This window comes from Lewinella sp. IMCC34191, from assembly GCF_003390935.1.
Taxonomy (GTDB): domain Bacteria; phylum Bacteroidota; class Bacteroidia; order Chitinophagales; family Saprospiraceae; genus Neolewinella.
The window spans coordinates 65,637-88,926 of record NZ_QNQZ01000005.1 but is presented as its reverse complement, the minus strand read 5'-3'; the positions used below and the strand labels follow the sequence as shown (position 1 = coordinate 88,926).

Genomic DNA, 23,290 nt, shown 5'->3' with positions numbered 1-23,290 from the left:
CGGTGTATGGTACGCGTCTACTACGTAGTTATAACAGCTACTACCTTTGACACTATGACGCGTTTGTACCTTTTTCTTGCCGGATCGCTGCTGGCGGCCGCCCTCGGGGCACAGCCGGGCAACGATGACTGCGGTGCGGCAATCGAGCTGCCGACGCAGATGAGCTACTGCTCGGGCGCCGGTGCATTTACAAACGTAGCCGCTACGCCCTCCCTGCCCTTCGATGGCTACCCGATCTGTATTGACGACCGGGATCAGATGGCTGACGTCTGGTTTAGTTTCGTGGCCATGCGCAACTCGGTGGCCATCCGGGTCATCGGAGACGAGGCCGGTGACAGCCGCGGTAGTCTCAAGGCAGTTCAGTACGCGATCTACGAAGGCGAATGCGATACCCTAAACGATATCGGCTGTCGCCAGCCACTGGACCGGAACGGACTGCCGGCCGACGGCGGGTCCATCGTACTCAACGACCTGCAGCGCGGAACCCGCTACTACATCCTGGTAGGGGCGCGGAACGGTAACGAAGGGACATTCGAACTCTGCGTCGATCAGTTCGACGCGCCGCCCGATCCGAGCAGCGACTGTGAAACTGCCGTCGTGCTCTGCGACACGACCTCCTTCTCCGTTGACCTGTTGCAGGGACGCGGAAACGTAGCCGACGATCTGCTTGTCGATGGGCTGGAACCGGGCTGCGACCCCATCGAGGAGAACTCCTCCTGGTATAAGTGGACGTGCGACCAGGCCGGTACGCTCATGTTTGACATCAATCCACTCGGCGCAGCTCCGGACGAGGACATCGATTTCGCCGTCTATGAATTGACCAACGGACTGGAAGACTGCAGCGCTCGGGTACCCGTTCGGCAGATGTACTCGGGCAGTAATACCGGTGACGTGACGAGCAGCAGGCCCTGCTGGGGCGAGACCGGCCTGGGACCCGCTGACACGGAAGTCTCCGAAAGCTGCGGTTGCCAGCCGAGGAACAACAACTTTCTGGCCGCGCTGGATATGGAAGCCGGTAAATCCTACGCGCTGGTAGTGCTCAACTTCAGCGGTTCCGGCGACGGCTTCACCATTGACTTTAGCGGCACCGGCACCTTCCTCGGCCCCCGCCCTAACCTCACCTACAGCAGCACGGAAGTCTGCGTCGGAGAGTCCATTACCTTCGAGGATCAGTCCACTTCGGTCGACGGCATCGAAGCCTGGGACTGGGATTTCGGCGAGACCGCTACGCCCCGCTTCGCTACCGGTGCCGGTCCCCACGAGGTAACATTCAGTCAGGCCGGTTCGCCGAACGTGACGCTGGCCATCACCAGTACACGGAACTGTATCGAATACATCAGCTCCAATGAGGTGGAGGTAGTCTGCTGCGCCAATCAATTCAGCGGCTCGGCGGATATCGGGCCGGTAAGCTGCCCCGGCGCGGCGGACGGAACCATCGATTTCACCGCCAGCAGCACGATTCCCAATACCAACCTCACCTACGCCTGGAGTAACGGGGCTTCCACCGCGGGGCTTACCGGCCTCGACCCGGGCTTGTACACCGTCACCGTTTCCGACGGAACGGGCTGTGAGGCTACCTTCGATTATACGGTAGACGGTCCGGCGGAATTTGTCCTGGACACCCTAATCACCCAACCGACCTGCGGGGGCGGCACCGACGGGGCGCTACAATTCACCATTCTTTCCGGTGGAGCAGGGGGGTACGAGTACAGCTTCAATGGCGGACCATTTTCCCCCGACAACCGGCTGGAAAATCTAGCTATAACCAACGTAAACGTAGTTGCCCGGGACGCCAATGGCTGTACGGTCGAGCGAGACATTGAAGTTGACGAGTTGCAATTGGCCCTGGTAACGGGGTCGGCCGTATTCACGGAGCCCACCTGCAACGGAGACAACGACGGACAGATCGAGATCGAGATCGCCAACGGTCTGCCCGCCTACCGCTACGACTTTGGCACCGGGTACCAGAATGAGCGATCCCAGGGAGGCTATGCGGCCGGTACCTACACGGTCTCGGCCATTGATGCCAACGGTTGTACCGGCGACTTTGAGATTTCCGTCACCGAACCACCGGTCCTGGCTGTAAATCTGCAATCGGATAGCAGCAGCTGCTTCGGCGCCAACGACGGTTACGCCGCGGTAAGCCCGGCGGGCGGCCGGCCGGATTACCTACTCAGTTGGTCGAACGGTAGCGTGAGCGATTCGCTGGCTAACCTCGGTCCGGGAACCTACACCATCACGGTCACGGACCAGAACGGTTGTGCAGTGTCCGATTCCGCGACGTTGAATGATCCGGACGAAATCTTGGGAATCCTGGATTCGGTAGAAAATCTGGTGTGCTTCGGCCAGGCTACCGGGGCCGTGTCGCTGAGTGCGACGGGTGGGGTACCGACCTACACCTTCAGCAGCGACGGACAGAATTACCAGACGGCGCCCCGCCTCGACAGTCTGCTCGCCGGTGAGCTGGAGTTATACGTTCGCGACCAGAACGGATGCCAGGATACGGTCGTCGCCTTGCTCACCGAACCGGATGAATTCGTCATTACGGTCGCGGAGGAAGTACAGCTTTATCTGGGGGAAGACACCAGCTTACTTGCCCGCAGCAACTACTTCCCGGTCGAGTATAGCTGGGGCCCGGATAGCGTTACCTGCCTGACGCTGGACTGCGCGCGGGCGCGGATCATGCCGGTGCAGTCGATCGACTACTTCGTCAGCGGCATCAACGAGGCCGGATGCGTGGACACGGCGCTGGTGGCCTTCTCCGTCATCCAGGATCTGCCCATCTACATTCCCAATGTCTTCTCGCCGAATGGCGATGGAAGCAATGATTTCTTCACCGTCTTCGGCAACAACGCCATCGATCGGGTAGAAACCCTGCGTATCTACGACCGCTGGGGCGGCCTGCTGTTTGAGTCCAACGAGCCCTTCCCGGCCAATGAACCCAGCATGGGTTGGGACGGTATCCTGGACGGGCGGCGGGTGAATAGCGGCGTTTACGTCTACTACGTCGAAGTCCGCTACATCAACGGGGCCGTTGAGGGCTACCGGGGAGACGTAACGGTCGTGAATTAGCGGGCTTTCCCTGATTCGATAAATCCATCCACTCGATGCGCGTGCTTTTTCTGCTTCTTTTGGTTACGGTTTTCGCCGGTTGCCCCCGCAGCGACCTGGGCGACCGCCTGTTCGACATCAACTACCCGGTGGTAGAGTTCACCATTCCGGCGGGCCTGCCGGGCTTTCAGACGTTCGTGGTCGCGCAGCCCCGCATGACCACCAATTTCCAGGACCGGCTGGATGCAAGTGGCTTCTCCGCGGAGGACGTGGACCTGGTCGGCGGCCTGCGCGCGCGGATCGTGAGCCTGTCGGGCGAAGACTTCCGGGAGATCGAGCGCGCCGAACTGCGAGTCTGCTCCGTCAACGAAACGGATTGCACCTTCATCGACCTCCTCTTCAGCGTGGATGACCTGGGCGGCCGCCGCCAGCAGGTGATCGACCTCAATCCCGGCCAGAAAAACTTTCGCAACGTCTTCCTGGGCGCCGAGGAGGTGAGGATGGAACTTGTCCTTACCCCCTTCAACGTCACCTCACAGAACATACAGGCACGGTTGGAATGGACCGTGGCGGCTTTCGGGAATTTGTGAGCTGGTGTGGCCACCTGGTCCGCCGAGCGGTAGCTCGTCTGCCAGGTGGTTATTTTGGGCGGCGCAGCGCAGGTAGAAACACGCTCGGGACGAAGGGACAGGCATAACAGTCCGAGCCAACAAGAACGGGCCACTACCGATGATTCCCGGATGCCCATTCCACGGCGGGAGTGATCCATTCCACCATCGGAGCAAACAGAAAACCGTGGCCCCTTCCGGTATGCAGTTGTATCTCCCGGAAGGAGGTGACCGGCATCGCCTGTTCCTCCACGCGTGCCCGTAGTGGGACAGCCCCCTCATCCGATGCCTCATTGATGGTCAGTACGTGGCCGTGGAAATGCAGGTCCGGAAAATCCCGTCGTCCGTTGGCAAAGGATGCCCCGACAAAAACATACCGGATCTCCGGCTCCTCGAGGTAGGTGGATACGTGTTCCGCTATTAGCCCCCCTTTTGACGTCCCGACTACCGTGATGCGCCCGGGGTCAACGCCCAGCTCCATCAGGCTGTCGATCTGGCCGACCACGTGCCGGGCATAGGCTTGTACCTGCGTGCCGGCCGGCCGTTGTTCCGTGATTACCTGAAAGCCTTCTGCCTGGAAAGCAGCAACGATCTCCCGTAGCTGAGCCCGCCCGTGTTCCGGGTGGGGCTCCTCGATACGATGTTCCTCCAACCATCGATTATGCAGGAAAATAAGGTAGTCCGTTTCCGTGGACTCATGGCAGTTCGAAAAAAGGCAACCGCCGGTGAGCAGCAGGAGGTAGACTAAACTTTGCATGCTCCAAGTTCGGGTATACGATCCAATCTTACCCAGGGCTAACGCTTCGCAAATTCTACTCCCGGTCTTACCGGGTAACCAGGTTTCCAGACCACCTCAACAAATTGGACCATCGCCACAAGTGTCCGCCCCGATATATACGGTCATAATTTACCCGTTTCGGCAGACGAACGCCGCTACCGCTCCGTTCGGCGGACGAAGCTGGCGGGTGCGGATGAAGCTACCCGTTTCGGCTAAAGTAAAAGTGGTTTTGCCTAATTGCGCTCGAATCGCCGGCCGGAACTTTGCGGTACAAACCAATACAGCATAAGATGAAAGCGGTAAGAATCCATGAATTTGGCGGACCCGAGGTGCTCAAAATAGAAGAGGTAGACCGCCCCGCCCCGGCCGCCGACCAAATACTGGTAAAAGTCTACGCCAGCGGCGTCAACCCGACGGATTGGGTAATCCGGGAGGGCGGTAACGACGTACTGCGGCCGTTCTTGAAATTACCTATGACGCTGGGCTGGGATGCCGCGGGCGTGGTGGAAGAAGTGGGCAGTGACGTGACCGGCTTCAAAAGGGGGGACGCCGTGTACGGCGAGCCCGAATTCCCCGCCGGCGGGAGTTATGCGGAGTTCCTCGTTTCCCGGGCCAGCCAGTTCGCCCACAAACCCGCTACGATCGACTTCACCACCGCGGCCGCGGTGCCCCTGGCGGGCTTGACGGCCTGGACGGGTATATTCAAGTGTGGCAAATTGCAGGCCGGTCAGCGCATCCTGGTACAGGGTGCTTCGGGCGGAGTGGGCAGCTTCGCGGTGCAGTTTGCCAAAGCGAAAGGCGCCTACGTGATCGGTATGGCCTCCAATGCGAATCTGGACTACGTCCGGCAACTAGGGGCCAACGAAGTGATCGACTACCGAACCCAGCAGTTTGAGGAATTGCTGCAGGACATCGACGTTGTACTGGAGGCCTCGCCGCTGCGCGACAACCGGGAACGGCTGAAAGCGGTGCAAGTGCTTCGGCAGGGTGGCATCTTTGTTACCGCCAACGTGGATCACCCCTTCGACGAGGAAGTAAAGGAAGCCCTGGCGGCCAAGCACGCTACCGGAGAAGCCTACAGTAATGAGGCCCGCGGCGAATGGCTGGAAGAAATCGCCGAATTAATTGACTCGGGTAAAGTCAAAGTGCCCGTAGCCCGGGTTTTCCCCCTGGAAGAAGTAGCCGAAGCCCACCGCGAGAGCGAGTCCTGGCACGTGCGCGGCAAACTGGTGCTACAGGTAGTTGACAAGGTATTCGCCCATGCAGACGATTAAGACCATCAGTGCATTTCACCGATTCAGGAAACTGCCCCCGCCCCATCATCCGCTCCTCAGCGTGATTGACGTGGCTACGGTACCCGTTCCGGACAGCCACGATCCGGAAAACCTGGTACTGGGCTTCTACACGATTTCCGTCAAGCGTATGGAGCACGTGCATGTCCAATACGGGCAGCAGCCGTTCGACTTTGACGAGGGCATCATGTCGTTCCTGGCGCCCAACCAGGTCCTGACCCAGACTTTCGATGCCGGGGCGGGGGAGACAAAGAATTCCGGGTGGGTCATCCTGATCCACCCGGACTTTCTCTGGAATACTCCCCTGGCCGGCACCATCAACCGCTACGATTTCTGGGATTACTCCCTGCACCACGGCCTGTTCCTTTCGCCGCAGGAAGAAAGCGTCGTCAACGGGGTCGTGGAGAACATCCGGCGGGAGTATCTGGCCCGTACCGACAAGTTCAGCAAGCAGATCATCAGCGCGCACCTGGAGGTCCTGCTGACCTACGCCGACCGCTTCTACCAGCGGCAATTCATCACGCGGGAAAAGTCGAGCCACGAGGTACTCGAACGGTTGGAGCGTCTACTGCAGGACTACTTTCTGCGGGACGATCTGATCGAACGGGGACTGCCCACGGTGCAGTACGTCGCCGATGCGCTTCACCTCTCGCCAAGTTACCTGAGCAGCCTGTTGCGGGCCCTGACCGGGCGGAATACGCAGCAACACATCCACGAAAAGCTGATCGAGCGGGCGAAGGAACGCTTATCCACCACCAACCTTACCGTGAGCGAGATCGCGTACGAAATGGGCTTTGAGCATTTGCCTTCCTTCAGCAAGCTCTTTAAGGCGAAAACGAGTATGTCACCGATGCAGTTTCGGGCTACGTTTACCTGATGGCGGACGAACCTAATCCCACACCAAAGCCAGCCGCATCCGCTTGATCCGGTCCTCCAGCTTCTCGGAAGAGATGCGCTCCCGGAGCCGGTCCACGATGAGCGCGAAGCCGAAGGGGGTAGCTTTCTCGGGCTGGAGAAAGAGGATCTTCTGGGCGTTGATGCGATCTAGGGCGGAGCGCAGGCGGGCCTCCTGCAGTTGGAAGGTCATGATCTCGTCGTAGGCCTGCTGGAGGAGGAGGTTGCTGGGCTCGTAGTCGCTGAAGACGTCGAAGAAGAGCTGGGAACCGCTCTGGAGGTGCTTCTCCTTTTTGTGTTTGCCGGGGTATCCCTTGAAGATGAGACCCGCGATGGCGGCGATGTCGCGGAAACGGCGGCGGGCCATCTCCGTAGCATTGATGCCGGCATTCAGGTCGGCATTCAGTTCGGTGACGTTGAAGAGGTCGCTGCCCAGGGCCTCCTCGATGGGGATTGGCTGATCGCTGAGGAGCTCGAAGCCGTAGTCGTTCATGGCGATGGTGAAGGTGAGGGGGGCGAACTGACTGATGCGGTAGGCGATCAGGGAGGCCAGGCCTTCGTGGATGCCCCGGCCCTCGCAGGGATAGACGACCAGGTGCCAGCCCTCGCGGTCGTGGAAGTACTCGATGAGTAGTTCATCGGGGGCGGGCACGGCGCTGCGCTTCACCTGGATGTCGCGCAGGGGGGCGAGTTTAAGGAGCTCGGGGTCGTGGTAGTCTTCCCGCTTCAGCTCGCCCATGGCTAGCCGGAGGAACTCGCTCAACTGGCTCGATAGCTGCATCCTTCCCCCGCGCCAGCTGGGTACTTTCCCCTTCTTCGCGTTACTCCGCTTCACCAGCGCGTCGTTGCCCTTCACCTTGACGAACTTCAGGCTGCGGCCGGCAAACCAGAAGGTATCGCCGGGCTTGAGGCTGGAGATGAAATATTCCTCGATACTGCCGATGTACCCACCGCTCATGTACTTGATGGTCAGCGTGGTTTCGCTCACGATCGCGCCAATACTCATGCGGTGCATGGTGGCGACCTTCCGGCTTTCGACTTTGTAGACGCCGTCCTCGTCGCGAATCACTTTATGATACTCGTCGTAGGCCCCGAGGCTGTTGCCGCCGGTGGTGATGAAGTCCAGGCACCAGGCGAACTCCTCGTCGGAGATGGAGGCGTAGCAGAAGGTGCCGCGGACCTCTCGCAGCACCTCATCGCGTCGAAAACCCCCGCTCACCGCCAGGGTGACCAGGTACTGGACCAGCACGTCGAAACTGCGGATGTAGGGAATGCGGCTCTCGATCACCCCGCCTTCCATGCAGCGACGCAGGGCCGATGCCTCCAGCAATTCCATGCTGTGGGTGGGCACGAAATGAATAGTCGACGTGGCCCCCGGCTGGTGACCGCTGCGGCCGGCGCGTTGCAGGAAGCGGGCTACGCCCTTCGGGCTGCCGATCTGCACGATGGTTTCGACGGGACGGAAGTCGACCCCCAGGTCGAGACTGGAGGTGCAGACGACGGCCTTCAGTGTTCCCTCATGGAGGGCATCCTCGACCCAGTCGCGCAGCTCCCGGCTAATGCTGCCATGGTGCATGGCGATGGCCCCCGATAGCTCGGGGTCCGCATCGAGCAGGCGCTGGTACCAGATCTCGCACTGGCTGCGGGTGTTGGTGAAGATCAGCGTGGAGCCCGAAGAATAGATGATCGGGATGACCTTTTCGAGCAGCTTGATGCCGAGGTGCCCCGCCCAGGGAAAGGTTTCGATCTCGTCGGGCAGAACGGTGATCATCTGCGTTTCCTTCGCGTGGCCGGCGCGGACGATGGTACGGTGTTCGGCGGTATGGGCGGGAACGAGCACGTCCAGGGCTTCTTCCATATTACCGATGGTGGCGGAGATGCCCCAGGTGCGGAAGGCCGGACCCCGGATGGCCCGCAGGCGGCTCAGAGCGAGTTCGACCAGCACGCCACGCTTGGTGCCGATGAGTTCGTGCCACTCGTCGGAAACCAGGACCCGAAGGTCGCCGAAGAACTTCTCGTAGCCCTTGCTGGCCATGAGCAGGTGAAGGCTCTCGGGGGTAGTGATGAGAATTTCCGGCGGCTTACTGCGCTGTTTGGTCCGGTCCGAGCTACTGGTGTCGCCGGAGCGGATACCCACGCGCCACTTCATGCCCAAATCTTCGATCGCGCTCTCGGCGGCCATCTGAATTTCCCGGGTCAGGGCACGGATGGGGGTGAGCCAGACGGCCCGCAGACCGTTATTAGCCTTTCCAGGGTCGTCGGGATGCTCCGCCAGGAACTCCAGGAGGATGGGAATGATGAGGGAGTAGGTCTTGCCACTGCCCGTCGGGGCGTTGACCAGGCCGCTCTTGCCGTCCAGGTAAGCTTGCCAGGCTTGGCGCTGGAAAGGAAATACGGACCAACCCTGATGGGTGAACCAGTCGTTGCCGCGGCGCAGCAGATTTTGTTGGGGAGTGGCGGACACGTCCTTTCAACGGCTGCCGCCTTGGGGGGTTCTGTCGTCCCAACGGGCGAAGAGGTTAATCCGGACCGGGTTACGCGGGTATGTCGGCGGTCGGTTATCCGACGATTATGAACAAGCGGGATAGGTGGAAGTGACATGATGGGGCGCGGTAAGTCTAAGCATTTTGCCCGTTCGCGCTTCCATTTGCTAACCCATTCGCCAATTTGGCGTTGTAACGCTCGTATTTAGCGAGTCAATCATTAGGGACCCGGATATCGACTTCTATTGCCGGTTCCCAACTTACCTTACACCTGCGCTCCGCCGCCAAAGCACCTATTATGTTTTCAGCCAGAACCTATACCGCCCGTCGCAGACGGTTAGCCGAGGCCGTTTCTTCCGGCCTGATCCTGTTGCCGGCCAACGGGGAGGCCCATATGAATTACCACGGGAACACCTATCCCTTCCGGCAGGATTCCAATTTCCGCTACTTCTGCGGCTATAACTGCCCGAACCTGGTGCTCACCGTGGATGCCGCAACGGGGGAGGGAACCCTCTACGGCGATGACTTTACCCTCGACGACATCGTGTGGATGGGCGAGCAACCGCAAGTCGCGGACCTGGCGAAGGACTGCAGCATGACCTACGGCGGAAGCCTGGAGAAGCTACGTAGCGATCTGGCCAAAGCGAATGAGGTACACTATCTGCCTCCGTACCGGGAATCCCGCCGCGAACGACTGCGGGACTGGGTAGGGCACTGCGATCAGCCCAGCGTGCCGCTCATACGAGGGGTGGTGGCGCAACGGTCGATAAAGACGGAGAAGGAGATCGCGGAGATGGATAAGGCCGTCTTCACGAGCATGCGGATGCACGCCGCGGCCCGCGATACCGCGAAGACTGGCATGACCGAAGCTTCCGTTGCAGGCCTGATTGAGGGCATCGCCATTAGCGCTGGCGGACGGCTGGCCTATCCGGCCATCGTAACCCGCAACGGCCACATCCTACACAATCACTACCACGGCAACGAGCTGAAGCGCGGGGATCTCCTGCTCGTAGACGCGGGGGCGGAAACCGAGACCGGTTACGCCGGAGACATCACGCGAACCTTCCCAATCGGGGGGAACCTCTCCGACAAGCAAAGGCCGATCTACGAGACGGTCGAAATGGCAAAAGTTCAGTGTATACGGGCTCTCCGGCCCGGCGTCCCGTACCGGGACATTCATGACCTCTCGGCCCGCATCATCACCGAAGGGCTCAAGGACCTGGGCCTGATGAAGGGCGACATCGGGGAGGCGGTAGCGGCCGGCGCGCACGCGCTTTTTTACCCGCACGGGCTGGGGCATATGATCGGCCTGGACGTCCACGACATGGAGGATCTGGGCGAGGATTATGTTGGCTACGATAATACGGTGCAGCGCAGCGACCAGTTCGGCACCCGCAATCTGCGCCTGGGGCGGCGGCTACAGGCGGGTTTCACCATTACCGTGGAGCCGGGCATCTACTTTATCCCGAGACTGATCGACCAGTGGAAAGCCGACGGGCTACACAAGGATTTCATCAACTACGACGCCCTGGAAGATTACCGTAATTTCGGAGGTATTCGCCTGGAAGACAATGTTGTAATTACGGAAGACAACTGTCGGGTACTGGGTTCCGTTTAGCTTTCGTCCGTCTAACCCCAGAAGCTATGCTGTACCGGTTCCTTCTCTTCTTTCTCGTGGGCTGCTCCTTCGCGCTGTCCGCCCAGAATAATCAACTGGCCCAGCAATACTTCATGGACGGCGAGTACGAGAAGGCCGCGCAGCTGTACCAGACGATGGCGGAGGAGAGCTACAATCCGTTCTACTTCGACCGCTACGTTAGCAGCCTGATGAACCTGCGCCGCTACGACGACGCCGAACAGGCCATCAAGAAACAACTGAAGCGGACCCCGGAAGATCTGACGCTACACGTCAAGTATGGTCAGCTGCTGGAGCAGCAGGTAGAGGATGGCAAGGCGAAAAAGCAGTTCGAGGAGGCGATCGAGAACCTGCGGGGGGACAAATTTCAGATTACCCAGCTCGCGAACGCCTTTCTAGTACTGACGAAGTACGATTACGCCATCCGCACCTACGAGCGGGGGGCAAAGCTGCTGAAGGAAGACGGCGCGTTCAGTTTCAACCTGGGCGACCTGTACCGGCGCAAGGGCGATATCGAACCCATGATCAGCAACTACCTGGACGCGATGAACGAGGACCCGCGCCGCGGACGCAACGTGCAGACGTACTTTCAGCGCTACCTCGACGAGGAAGGCCTGATGGAAGCGCAGAAGCAACTGTACGCCCGCATTCAGGAGGATAAGCGCGACAATCCCCTCTACCCGGAGATGCTGGCCTGGGTCGCTATCCAACGCAAAGACTATAAGGGCGCGCTACGGCAGGTACGGGCCCTGGACCGTCGGCTCGAAGAGAACGGGCAACGGGTGCTCGACCTGGGCAATTTGGCCGCCAACGATAAGGACTACGAGACGGCCATCGCCGCCTACGACTACATCATCGAAAACAAGCCGGAAGGCTCGCCCTTCTACCTGGAGGCCAAGCGGGAAGGCCTGCTCACGCGTCGCCGGGCCATTACGGACGGGTATGCCTACACCGAAGCCGACCTGCGCATCCTGGAAACGGCCTACGAGGAATTTCTCGCGCAATTCGGAAACAACCCCGCCTCGGCGCGCATCGCCATCCAACTGGCGGAACTGGAGGCCTTGTACTTAAACGATCTGCCGAAGGCCACCGTGATCCTGCAACGGATCGTCGAGCTCAACGGCGTAAACGAAAGCGTTCGCGCCCAGGCGAAACTGGCGCTGGCCGATTACTACCTGATGCAGGGGGAGGTGTGGGAATCGACCCTGCTGTACAGCCAGGTAGACAAGCAATTCAAGGAAGATCTGCTCGGCCACGAGGCCCGCTTCCGCAACGCCCGACTGAGCTACTTCCGGGGGGATTTCGAGTGGGCGCAGTCGCAGTTCGACGTGCTCAAGGCCTCCACTTCCCGCCTGATCGCCAACGACGCCCTGGACCTATCGGTCTTCATTATGGACAACCTGGGGCTGGATACTTCCGCCACGGCCCTGCAAACTTATGCGGACGCCGAGCTACTGATGTTCCAGAACAAGTACGACGACGCTTTCGCTACGCTGGACGGCTTACTCAAAGAATTTCCCGGTCACGACCTGGAGGACGACGTGGTGTATCTCCGCGGCCGGCTGTACCAGAAGCTGCGCCGCTTCGAGGATGCCGCCGCCCAGTACCAGCAGGTCGTAGACAATTACCCGAAGAGTATTCGCCTGGATAATGCCCTGTACGCCCTCGCCGGGCTCTACGAAAACGAACTGGGGGATAAGGAAAAGGCCCAGGAACTCTACGAGACGCTCTTTATCGACTACAGCAACAGCATCCTGGCCGTGGAGGCGCGGAAGAAGTACCGGGCGCTGCGGGGGGACTCGGTGGGGTAGGGGGGATGCGGGAGTCTTGATGCCCCGCAGCACCTCGGGGTGTCCGTAGGACCCGCGAGTGTGTGGCTCGAACAGATGTGCGCTTTTGATAGGGCATCATGATCCAAGTTGAATACCTTATCTTTAGTAAAACATCTTACCCGTGCAGCAATTCGGACTCAACTCCCGCTACTTTTCACTTGGTTTCATCCTTTCCGTGGTGCTGACCCTGCTGGCGTGGGGCTTTTCTACTGCTCCGGAGGTGGCCCGGCAACGCTTGCTGCCGCCGTCCGAGACGACTGAATATTGGTCGTCTGCGGTGGAATTGCCGCTGGTGACCGTAACCGATTCCGGGACCCGTATCGTTCCGCCGCTGTACCCCGCCTGTAGCAACGTACCGGAATTTGTAAAGCGGAGGCAATGCGCCGATCAAAGCATGCTGAAGTTCATCTACGATAACATCCGCTATCCGAAGGAGGGCCTGGACGAAGGAGCGGGAGGCACGGTCGTCGTTAGGTTTCCGATCGATGCACGGGGGCAGACCGGTTTGCCGGTTATCGTGAGGAGTCCGCACCCCGCCCTGAGCGATGCCAGCCTGAAAGTGGTGGAACGGATGCTGCGCCGCAACCCCATCTGGGAACCCGCCCGTGAGAATGACAAACCGGTGGCCTCGGAATTTAACCTGCCGATCCGGTTCAAGCTGGACAAATGATTCTGATAATCCTCTAACTATGCGCTTTCTCGGCTTTTCATCGGATTACGTGGTCTACGGCCTGCTCATGACCGCCTGGTTGCTGGTCTGTTATACGGACCACTTCACCGCCGGGGTGGAAGTCGATCAGCCTCCAGTCTATCACTTGAACGGGGCCTGCTCCACCCCGCAACGTGGCAAGCTGCCACCCCCCGACCAGCTTACGCTACCCATTTATCCGGGCTGTGAAGATCGCGCGGACTACGAAGAGCGGTTTAGCTGTGGCGCGGAACGGTTCTACGATTTTATAAACAGCAATAAGCGCGATCCCGCAGGGTCGAGAAAGGAGATGGTGGTGCTGGAAATAACGATCGGAGGTGTAAGCGGCAGAATGGAAGAGGTGAAGGTTCACCGGGCTGTCGACCAGCGAAATCAACGCGAGGCCCTGCGCGTCGTCAATATGCTCGTGGAACGCGACGTACGCTGGACGCCGGGAACGAGAAAAGGGGAGGCCTCTTCATTCCGCCTGGGCATCGGGATTCCCTTCCACGGCGCCGGCTGTGGAGACTGATTTTTTGCGGCGGAGCGCAGGTAAAGACTCTTCCCAAAGCCTTCTGCAATCTTCCCGACTCCCCGGCCGAAACCCTTCGCAACGATCTGTGCTACCTGCCGTTTACTAGGCTAGATACACCCCGATCCCTAGCCGTGCGTAAACTATCCGTCTTTCTTGTACTTGCCTTCCTGGTAGCCTGTAACTCCTACGAAGCCCTCCCCGAAACGGAGGTAGCTCAGGACGAGCGCTGGAAGACCAAGGTGATCCCTCCCAGCCCGCAGCCCGAGGACGGTGACCCGGTGGCCGGGCTGGATTACCTCATCCACGGAGACTACATCGGCAGCGGGGTGCCGTTGGAGATCATGCGACAGCAGTCGGCGAAGATGGATCTCGACAGCCTCTATCCGCGCAACGAGCTTAACGAGGGGCTTCCGTACTATATGACTGCCTTCATCGCCCCGAACGGTGCCCCGACGGCCAACGGAAATTGCTTCACCTGCCACGCCGGCGAGGTGGACGGGCAGCTCGTGCTGGGACTGGGCAACAGCTTTGCCGAGTGGGAGAATAGCATGGTCCCTATGGGAGCGGCGATGCGTATCGGCATGGCACTGAAGTATAAAAAGGACGATCCGGAAACGGTCGCCTTCGAAGACTTCGGTAACTACTTCAAGAAGATGGCCCCCACGGTCAAACTAAATCAGCCCGGCGCCAACCCCGCCTTCCGCTTGGCCGAAGCCTGTATGATGCACCGCAACCCCGAGGACCTGACCTATTCCGAGGAACCCCTGTACGAGATGTGGGAATACAACATCGGTACGGATACGCCGCCGCTGTGGCACGTGGGCAAGAAGAATTCGCTGTACTACACGGGCACCGGTCGCGGCAGCATGACCAAATTGCTCTTACAGGCCAGTGTACTCGGCGTGCCGGACAGCAGCCAGACCCGGAAGTCGGAGATCGCCTTCCGCGATGTGTACGCCTTCCTGAGCCAGCTGGAACCGCCCGCCTATCCCGGGGAGATCGACCAGCCGCTGGCACGCGAAGGGGAAGCCATCTTCACCGATAAGTGCGCCGGCTGTCACGGTACGTACGGCGAGGAAGAAACCTACCCGAATAAGGTAGTCCATGTCGACGTCGTGAAGACCGACCGCCTCTACGCCGACTACATCCAGCAATCGAAAATCGTCGACTGGTACAACAGCAGCTGGTTCGCGACCAGTGAGCCCCAGTCGTCTTTCGAGCCCAGTCTCGGCTACGTGGCTCCGCCACTCGATGGCATTTGGGCTTCGGCTCCCTACCTACACAACGGATCGGTACCTACGGTCTACGAATTACTGAATAGTAAAGCTCGCCCGGATACATGGACCCGCGACGGCCAATCCACCAGCTACGACCACGAGAAGCTCGGCTGGCTGTACGACCCTAATCCTTCCGGCAAGAAATGGACCTTCGATACCTCCGTTCCCGGCTACGATAACGATGGCCACTACTTCGGCGACAAGCTATCTAAAGACCAGCGTTGGGCCGTGGTGGAGTACTTGAAGACGCTTTAGCGGGCGCAACTTACCTTAGAAGCGACACGTTGCAAATACACCAAATAAAAAACCGTCTCCCATGGAATCGAAACGACAACGGCAGGTTGCCGAACTCATCAAGCGGAACTTCAGCATCGTCCTCCAGCAGGAAGGGGTGTATATCTACGGTACGCAGCCCCTGGTGACGGTTATGGAAGTACAGGTAAGCCCCGATCTGAGCGTCGGCAAGGTCTACCTCAGTATCTGGAACACCGAAAACAAGCAGGCCGTGATCTTGCAGATGGAGGAAGACCACGCGCGGCTGAAATCGGCCCTGGCCCATCGGCTGAAGCGGCAACTCCGTCGCCTCCCCGAGCTCTCGTACTTCATCGACGAGACGCTCGACGAAATGAACAAGGTCGACAACATCTTCGACCGCCTATACGCCGAAGACCAGATGCCTGAGGGCGGGTCGGGGGCCAAAGACGAATAACCGCCATGCTGAGTAAGCGCAACCTATCGAACGTCATCAAGTGGCCGCTTGGCCTGCTGGCTGTCATTTGGGTCGTGTTTATCATCGATTATTACCTCTTCGGCGGATTGCTTGCCGCGTATTACGGTATGCACCCGCGGCAACTGGCCGGGGTGCCGGGTGTCGTACTCTCCCCTCTCTTCCACGGCGGGTGGGGGCACTTGCTGAGCAATAGCGTGCCGTTTCTGTCCCTGACCGGACTACTGGTATTTTTCTATCCCCGTCTCTGGCCACGGGTGCTTGCCTCTCTTTGGTTAGGGACCGGCGTACTCGTATGGGTGCTCGGGCGAAGCGTGACGCACATCGGGGCCAGTGGGGTGGTGTACGCCCTGGCGGCCTTTCTGGCCTTCAGTGGCTTCTTCCGCCGCGATTTCCGGGCCATCGCCGTGTCGTTGCTGGTGCTGTTCTACTACGGCGGCATGATCGTCGGTATCCTGCCCGGCCAGGAGGGGATCAGCTGGGAAAGCCACCTGCTGGGACTGGTCATGGGTATCCTCGGTGCCTACGCCTACCGGGGTGAGTTGGAAGATCACGAGATCGCTTCCCGCCGCAAGCAGGCCGCCCGTAAGAAAGAAAAGCGCCAAAAGGAGCCCTTCCTCGATCCGGATGCCTTTGCCAAAACGAAGAAGGAAAGGGAGAATGAAGCCTTTTGGACCCGGTTGAGGGAGCTTAGCGAGCGGGAGCGGCTGGAACGGTGAGGAGGTAGGATTTACGATATACGAATTACGATTTGGCTGCCGCAAGGTTTCGCTCGCCTGCGGCTCGTGAACCATTCGGGTTGAGGACATCCGGTCCGATAGGCAAGGGTAGCTGCTCGACGGCTTAGCTTGCCTGCGGCTCGGCTTTAGTTTAAACACAGATCACACGGATCGCTTCGCTCGGGCACGGATTTCCGCGGATGGGCTGCGCCGATGCTTCTTAGTTTTTCGAGGGCATACAAATGATATCTTCACTGCTCCGCGGTGCTAGAATTGTCTAATGCTCAGGGCGTACTTCCAGTATGAATCGGCTCGCCTGCGGCACGTGAACCATTCGGGTTGAGGACCTCTCGTCCGATACATCAGGATACCTGCTCGACGGCTCCGCTCGCCTGCGGCTCGTTTTTTATTCAACACAGATCACACGGATCGCTTCGCTCGGGCACGGATTTCCGCGGAGGGGCTGCGCCGATGCTTCTTAGTTTTTCGAGGGCATACAAATGATATCTTCACTGCTCGGCGGTGCTAGAATTGTCTAATGCTCAGGACATACTCCCAGTATGAATCGGCTCGCCTGCGGCTCGTGAACCATTCGGGTTGAGGACCTCTCGTCCGATACATCAGGGTAGCTGCTCGACGGCTCCGCTCGCCTGCGGCTCGGCTTTCAGCTAAACACGGATCACACGGATCGCTTCGCTCGGGCACGGATGGACACGGATTGACGCGCCGCTACTCGTTATCTTCCCGGGACAAGGATTACTCGGATTGGTTGAGGCCGCCACGCGTCCTATGGGCGAAACCTCGTACCCCTTCGATGATTGTTATGCATCACAAAGGTCATTCAGCGAAATTCCTGCCCTTTGCTGCCCAGTAATTCCTCTGCAACTGTTTAAGGCAGCAGTGCAGCTAACCCTTCTGCGTTCTCCGTGGTGAACCCCAACCCAGCCTTGATCAGGTTTCTACCTGCGCTCCGCCGCAAAACTTAAAAATACGTTGGTCGACACCCAGCACCCAGCACCCAGCACCCAGCACCCAGAAACCAGCACCCACCACCCAGAAACCCACCCAACTTTCACTAAAAAATGAAACCACCCAGGCAACTACCCAACCCCCCATCCGTTTTCAACATATGAACACCGCCGAACTGCTGGAGAAAGGACTGAACCGCGAGTGGCTGACCGCCGAAGAAGGCGTATGGCTGCTCGAGAACGCCGCGACCGCCGAGCTGATGCACGTAGCCAACCAGCTGCGGTTCGAGTCGGTGCCGGCGCAGGACGTGACCTGGATCATCGACCGGAACAGCAACACCACCAACGTCTGTATCGCCAACTGTAAGTTCTGCAACTTCTACCGGCGGCCGGGGCACGAAGAGAGCTACATCACCAGTATCGAGGAGTACAAGCAGAAGATCGAGGAGACCTTCGCCTTCGGGGGAGAGCAACTCCTGCTGCAGGGGGGGCACCACCCGGATCTCGGCCTGCAATACTACTGTGGCCTGTTCAGTGAGCTCAAGCAGCTGTACCCCAGGCTGAAATTGCATGCGCTCGGCCCGCCCGAGATCGCGCACGTAGCGAAGTTGGAGGGCATGAGCCACTACGATGTACTGAAGGCCCTTAAGGAAGCCGGTCTGGACAGCCTGCCCGGCGCAGGTGCCGAAATCCTCAGCGATCGGGTGCGACGCCTGATCTCCAAGGGGAAGTGCGGCGGCGAGGAATGGCTGGACGTCATGCGCGCCGCCCACCAGCTCGATATCACGACCTCCGCCACCATGATGTTCGGCCACATCGAGACGAACTGGGAGCGGATGGACCACCTCGTCCGGATGCGGCAGGTGCAAAGTGAAAAACCGGAGCACGCGAAGGGTTTCCTGGCATTCATTCCGTGGCCTTTCCAGGACGAAGACACCATACTAAAGAAGATCAAGCGCGCCCGCAACACCGTGACCGGCGACGAATACATCCGCATGATCGCCCTCAGCCGCATCATGCTGCCCAACGTGGTGAATATCCAGGCGAGCTGGCTGACGGTCGGCAAGCAGGTGGCGCAGCTTTGCCTCCACGCCGGAGCTAACGACTTCGGATCCATCATGATCGAGGAGAACGTGGTCAGTGCCGCCGGAGCCCGCTGGCGCTTTACGGCCGAGGGCATCCAGGAGGCGATCCGGGAGGCCGGCTTCCGTCCGCAGCTTCGGACGCAGCAGTATGCATACCGCGACTTGCCCACCGACATCCGCCAGCAGCAACTTGATACGGCGGAGCTGATCGTAGATTAGCGGCATGGCCGGTACCCTTTACCTCATTCCTTCCACTCTCGGACCGGGAGCGATCGACACGATTCCGCCCGCTACGCTAGCGATCACCCGGCGGCTCAGGCATTTCGTGGTGGAAACGGGCAAAGTGGCCCGCGCCTTCTTGAAGGAAGTCGAACTCGATCACCGGCTGCAGGAATGCACTTACTACGAACTCAATAAGCGAACGCGGCCCGAGGAATTGCCCGATTTTCTGGCTCCCGCGCAGGATGGAGAAGACGTTGGATTGCTTTCCGATGCCGGTGCACCGGGGGTTGCCGACCCGGGAGCCAGGCTGGTTCGCTTAGCCCACCAGCGGGGTATCAAAGTGGTACCGCTCGTCGGTCCCAGTGCGATCCTGTTAAGTGTCATGGCTTCGGGCCTGAACGGACAGTCCTTTACTTTTCACGGCTACCTGAGCCCCAAGCGCCCCCAGCTGGCCAAGGACCTAAAGCGCCTGGAAGGCGAAAGCCGCCGCTATAAGCAGACCCAACTGTGGATTGAAGCGCCTTACCGGAATCAAGCGACCATCGAGGTCGCCCGGGAGGCACTGTCGCCCACGACGCTGTTCTGCGCCGCCGTCGACCTGACCACGGAAACGGAATGGATATACACCGCTCCGGCGGGAGAGTGGGCGCTGGAGCGGGGGGCGGAAATTCAGAAGCGACCGGCCATGTTTCTATTGCTGGCTTAGGTCCGGGCTTCTCTGCCGGGGGAATGACGGTAATTGCTGGGAGTATGGACTTGCACCACGCTCCAAGGTCGAGTGCCCTCCGGGCCGAGATCAACAACCCAGCAAAAGCGAATACCGCTTTCCCGGCGCGACATAACCACCCGGCCCCCGGCCGCGTTATGTTTTTCGATCTTTACAGCTATCGGTAAATCGCTTTCTCATGGCCCCACGGCTCATTCTTTTCTTCAGCCTCTTTTCCACTACCCTGCTGGCGCAGTTTGCCAGCCCAATTTCGTGGACCTTCGAAGCGCGCCACCTGGAGAGAGACCGCTTTGAACTCGTCGCCATAGCAAAGGCGGATCCGGGCTGGTCGATCTACAGCCAGTATACCGACGACGGCGGACCGGTACCCACGACCTTCTACTGGGAGGAGGGGGACCACTACGAGAAAGTCGGGCAAACCGAAGAAGAAGGCCACCGGAAGGAAGGAGTAGATGACCTCTTCGGCGTCAATGTGATCAAATTCCTGAGCGACGAACCCACCGTTTTTACCCAAACCGTCCGCATCCTCGATTACGCCCGGCCTATCACCGGTGAGGTGGAGTATATGTGCTGCGACGATACCCAGTGCCTGCCGCCTACCACGGAGCCGTTCAACTTTTCCCTAACCGCCCCGGCAACGAAGGTAGAGACGGGCGACGGAGCGCAGGAAAAAACGCCTTCCCCGGCCCCGGAACCGGAAATAGTATCCGAAGCGACTACCCCTGCGACCGCCACCCCCCAGACTGATCAGGAGGCCAATATGCCGGCAGAGGAGATCATCGCGAGTCACCGGGTAAGCCTTCCCCCGCCCAGCGAAGACGAGCCCGTCAGCTGGGCACTGCTCGTGGAGGAAATGGGCGGCGACCGCTACCGCTTGTCCCTGACCGGTACCATGGCCGAATCCTGGACGGTGTACAGCAAGGACGTCGACCCGACGATCGGTCCAATCCCAACGGAGTGGGCCATCACCGGAACGGACGGCGTGGAAGCGCTCGGAACCGTCACGGAAACGGCTGATCACCTGAAGAAAAAATACGACACGACCTGGGAGGCCGAGGTCGCCAAGATCGACGGGGGCACCGTGACTTATAGCCAGGTCGTCCGCGCACCGGACAGCCAGCCCATTGAAGGGTACCTAACCTTCCAAACCTGCAACGACGAGATGTGCCTGCCCCCGCGGGACATCCCCTTCAGTTTCGATCCCGCTACGGGAGAGACCGTCATCGACGGCATCAGGGAAGACGGTAATACCGATGCCGCGGTGGCTACTACGACATCCGGCAGTGGTGACGATTACGCCATCAACGCCGAGCCCATCGCCGCCTGCAACGTAGGGGAGGCCGCTACGCGCGGACAGAGTCTGTGGTCCATCTTCGGGCTCGGTCTGCTGGGTGGCTTTTTCGCGCTGATCATGCCCTGTATTTTTCCCATGATCCCCCTCACGGTGAGCTTTTTCACCAAGAGTGGGGGCAGCCGCGCCGAAGGCATCAAGCGAGCGGCGCTGTACGGCTTCTTCATCTTTTTGATCTACGTACTGTTGAGCGTGCCCTTCCACCTCATCGCCGGCATCGACCCGGGAATTCTGAACAACATCGCCAGTAACATCTGGCTGAATATGATCTTCTTTGTCGTGTTCGTGGTCTTTGCGGGTAGCTTCTTCGGATTCTACGAGCTGACCCTGCCGCAGAGCTGGAGTAACCGGGCCAGCCAGGCGGAGGGCGTCGGGGGAACGGTGGGGATCTTCTTCATGGCGCTCACGCTGGCGCTGGTCTCCTTTAGCTGTACCGGTCCGATCCTCGGTAGCCTGTTGGTGGAGGCCGTTAGCGACGGTGCCTGGCCGCTTACCGCCGGGATGGCCGGTTTCGGGGTAGCCCTGGGCCTGCCGTTCGCCCTGTTTGCCGCCTTCCCGGGCGTACTGAACAATATGCCCAAATCCGGTGGGTGGCTTAACAGCGTGAAGGTCGTCCTCGGCTTTGTCGAGTTGGCCCTGGCCTTCAAATTTCTCAGCAACGCCGACCTGGTGGGGGACTGGAACCTGCTGCGTATCGAGCCCTTCCTGATTATCTGGATCCTGTGCGCGCTGGGCATCGCCGCCTACTTGCTCCGCCTGATCAGTTTCCCGCACGATAGCAGCAAGCGCAAGATCGGGCCGGTGGCCGGTATCGTGGCGGCCGCGAGTGTCCTGTTTGCTGTGTATCTCGCCTTCGGATTCACCAAGAATGAGGACAGCGGTAGCTACGAATCGCTAAATTTACTGAGCGGCATCGCACCCCCCGTCTGCTACAGTTACCTCAATCCGTGCGACTGCCCCCAGGGGATCACCTGTTTCAAAGACCTGGATGCCGGGCTGGCCTACGCTAAGGAAGTGAATAAGCCCGTCATGCTGGACTTCACGGGCTACACCTGCGTGAACTGCCGCAAGATGGAAGAGAACGTATGGAGCCAGGATCGCATCAACAACCTGCTCACCGAAGATTACGTCCTCATCAGCTTATACGTGGACGACCGGAAGGAGCTCCCGGCCGAGCAGCAACGCGAGGTTACCCGACTGGACGGATCGGGCCGAAACTTCCTCATCGACCAGGTAGGGGAAAAGTGGCACTATTTCCAGCAAAGCGTTTTTCAACACGCTACCCAGCCCTATTACGTGCTGGTTTCTCCGGACGGGCAGACCCTGAATCCACCGGTCGCCTACACACCGGATGAGGAAAAGTACGAAGCCTTCCTGCGCTGCGGACTCGAGGCTTTTCAGGGCTTAAAGTAGGCAGCGAAGAGAATCAGATCGTATCCGGAACGTACTATGCTAAGTGGGAAGCTTACCTTTGAGAACGAACCGGTTCTTTTGAGCCTACCGTAAATGTATAAGTATGACCGAGGATACCCGCTTTCACGTAGTCTTTAGCGTCAATGTTGGCGGTCTGCCCGGTCTGGGGGCTACGGTGACGTCGCTGATTCAGAATTGTAGCCAGCCGGAACGGCTGATCATCAATATCATGTGTTCCAATATGCCGGAGCACCACATGGGGAATATCCGGACGCTTTTTAGCAAGCTTAATTTTACAGGCGAATACCGCTTTATCGAGTACGACGCCGATGAGGAATTCAAGGGACTGCCCCGCCTGCTCGGCGATCTTACTCCCTACGGCCGCCTCCTGATACCCGACTATATCGACGCGTCCAGAGTCCTCTACCTGGATAGCGACCTGGTGATCGATATCGACGTGCTTCCCCTTCAGGATCTCGATATGGAAGGACACGTAATCGCGGCCGTGCTGGGCGGGAGCGTCGCGTACACGAATGACCTGCCCTACTTTCTCGATCGCGGTTTCGACCGGGAGATGTCCTACTTCAACTCCGGCGTGCTCCTGATGGACATTGATGCCTGGAAGGAAAAGGACATCACCAAAGTCTGGCGGGACATCGTTAAAGATCGTCCCGAAACCATCCCCACCGTGGACCAGACAATCCTCAATCGCGTATGTGGGGGCAACTTTCGGCACCTGCCGAAGAATTACAACGTGGCCTTTCTCGCTCACTACAAAAAGCCGGACTACGACCGGGCCGTGTTCCACTTCATCGGATCACCGAAGCCGTGGGACTTTCTCGGAAACCTCATTCACGCGGGATACGGCTTATGGAAGCAGTATAGCCCGTCCTTTTGGGAAAGGGAATACCAGCAGATGAGCGTCGGTCGCCTGGACCGCGCGTGGAATATCCGGCGAAGCATCGGACGAGCCTTCAAGAAACGGTACGTCAGCTAGGAATTCC

General features: G+C 59.4%; 17 protein-coding genes. 15 read left to right on the top strand and 2 right to left on the bottom strand.

Features of this window, described 5'->3' with window-relative positions; all coding sequences use genetic code 11:
- Window positions 1-54: 54 nt before the first annotated feature.
- The gene (locus tag DRW39_RS11220; RefSeq protein ID WP_198664853.1) at window positions 55-3,072 is read left to right on the top strand and encodes a gliding motility-associated C-terminal domain-containing protein; all 3,018 of its coding nucleotides are present in this window, start codon (window positions 55-57) and stop codon (window positions 3,070-3,072) included.
- Window positions 3,073-3,107: 35 nt separating this feature from the next.
- Complete coding sequence (locus tag DRW39_RS11215) at window positions 3,108-3,641, top strand: hypothetical protein (RefSeq protein ID WP_116107136.1); 534 nt, start codon at window positions 3,108-3,110, stop codon at window positions 3,639-3,641.
- 133 nt (window positions 3,642-3,774) lie between these two features.
- Here the strand turns inward: DRW39_RS11215 and DRW39_RS11210 are convergent, their stop codons facing one another.
- A complete protein-coding gene (locus tag DRW39_RS11210) occupies window positions 3,775-4,416 on the bottom strand; it encodes an alpha/beta hydrolase (RefSeq protein WP_116107135.1) in 642 nt (213 codons plus the stop codon).
- A 311-nt stretch (window positions 4,417-4,727) separates the two neighbouring features.
- On the opposite strand from DRW39_RS11210, the gene DRW39_RS11205 reads away from it, so the two are divergent.
- Complete coding sequence (locus DRW39_RS11205) at window positions 4,728-5,711, top strand: NADP-dependent oxidoreductase (protein WP_116107134.1); 984 nt, start codon at window positions 4,728-4,730, stop codon at window positions 5,709-5,711.
- Window positions 5,698-6,606, top strand: a complete 909-nt coding sequence (locus DRW39_RS11200; protein ID WP_116107133.1) for a helix-turn-helix domain-containing protein — start codon at window positions 5,698-5,700, stop codon at window positions 6,604-6,606. Before DRW39_RS11205 ends, DRW39_RS11200 begins: the two co-directional genes overlap by 14 nt.
- 12 nt (window positions 6,607-6,618) lie before the next feature.
- On the opposite strand, the gene DRW39_RS11195 is transcribed toward DRW39_RS11200, so the two are convergent.
- Window positions 6,619-9,087, bottom strand: a complete 2,469-nt coding sequence (locus tag DRW39_RS11195; RefSeq protein ID WP_232830130.1) for a ligase-associated DNA damage response DEXH box helicase — start codon at window positions 9,085-9,087, stop codon at window positions 6,619-6,621.
- Between the two features lie 317 nt (window positions 9,088-9,404).
- Here DRW39_RS11195 and DRW39_RS11190 point away from each other — a divergent pair, with 317 nt between their 5' ends.
- From DRW39_RS11190 to DRW39_RS11140, 11 genes are all read left to right on the top strand, one after another.
- Complete coding sequence (locus DRW39_RS11190; protein WP_116107132.1) at window positions 9,405-10,724, top strand: aminopeptidase P family protein; 1,320 nt, start codon at window positions 9,405-9,407, stop codon at window positions 10,722-10,724.
- A gap of 26 nt (window positions 10,725-10,750) precedes the next feature.
- Complete coding sequence (locus DRW39_RS11185) at window positions 10,751-12,553, top strand: tetratricopeptide repeat protein (RefSeq protein WP_116107131.1); 1,803 nt, start codon at window positions 10,751-10,753, stop codon at window positions 12,551-12,553.
- 142 nt (window positions 12,554-12,695) lie between these two features.
- On the top strand, window positions 12,696-13,244 hold the full coding sequence (locus DRW39_RS11180) for an energy transducer TonB (RefSeq protein ID WP_116107130.1): 549 nt from the start codon (window positions 12,696-12,698) through the stop codon (window positions 13,242-13,244).
- A 19-nt stretch (window positions 13,245-13,263) separates the two neighbouring features.
- Window positions 13,264-13,794, top strand: a complete 531-nt coding sequence (locus tag DRW39_RS11175) for a hypothetical protein (RefSeq protein WP_116107129.1) — start codon at window positions 13,264-13,266, stop codon at window positions 13,792-13,794.
- A gap of 134 nt (window positions 13,795-13,928) precedes the next feature.
- Window positions 13,929-15,329 (top strand): c-type cytochrome, encoded by a 1,401-nt coding sequence (locus DRW39_RS11170; protein WP_116107128.1) that lies wholly within the window; start codon window positions 13,929-13,931, stop codon window positions 15,327-15,329.
- Between the two features lie 61 nt (window positions 15,330-15,390).
- Window positions 15,391-15,783: a 30S ribosome-binding factor RbfA gene (gene rbfA, locus DRW39_RS11165; protein ID WP_116107127.1), complete on the top strand. Its 393-nt coding sequence runs from the start codon at window positions 15,391-15,393 to the stop codon at window positions 15,781-15,783.
- Between the two features lie 5 nt (window positions 15,784-15,788).
- On the top strand, window positions 15,789-16,520 hold the full coding sequence (locus tag DRW39_RS11160) for a rhomboid family intramembrane serine protease (RefSeq protein ID WP_116107126.1): 732 nt from the start codon (window positions 15,789-15,791) through the stop codon (window positions 16,518-16,520).
- 1,129 nt (window positions 16,521-17,649) lie between these two features.
- The gene (gene mqnC / locus DRW39_RS11155; protein ID WP_116107125.1) at window positions 17,650-18,792 is read left to right on the top strand and encodes a cyclic dehypoxanthinyl futalosine synthase; all 1,143 of its coding nucleotides are present in this window, start codon (window positions 17,650-17,652) and stop codon (window positions 18,790-18,792) included.
- Window positions 18,793-18,796: 4 nt separating this feature from the next.
- On the top strand, window positions 18,797-19,501 hold the full coding sequence (locus DRW39_RS11150; protein WP_116107124.1) for an SAM-dependent methyltransferase: 705 nt from the start codon (window positions 18,797-18,799) through the stop codon (window positions 19,499-19,501).
- A gap of 199 nt (window positions 19,502-19,700) precedes the next feature.
- On the top strand, window positions 19,701-22,286 hold the full coding sequence (locus DRW39_RS11145; protein WP_116107123.1) for a protein-disulfide reductase DsbD family protein: 2,586 nt from the start codon (window positions 19,701-19,703) through the stop codon (window positions 22,284-22,286).
- Between the two features lie 103 nt (window positions 22,287-22,389).
- Window positions 22,390-23,283 (top strand): glycosyltransferase family 8 protein, encoded by an 894-nt coding sequence (locus DRW39_RS11140; protein WP_116107122.1) that lies wholly within the window; start codon window positions 22,390-22,392, stop codon window positions 23,281-23,283.
- Window positions 23,284-23,290 lie beyond the last annotated feature (7 nt).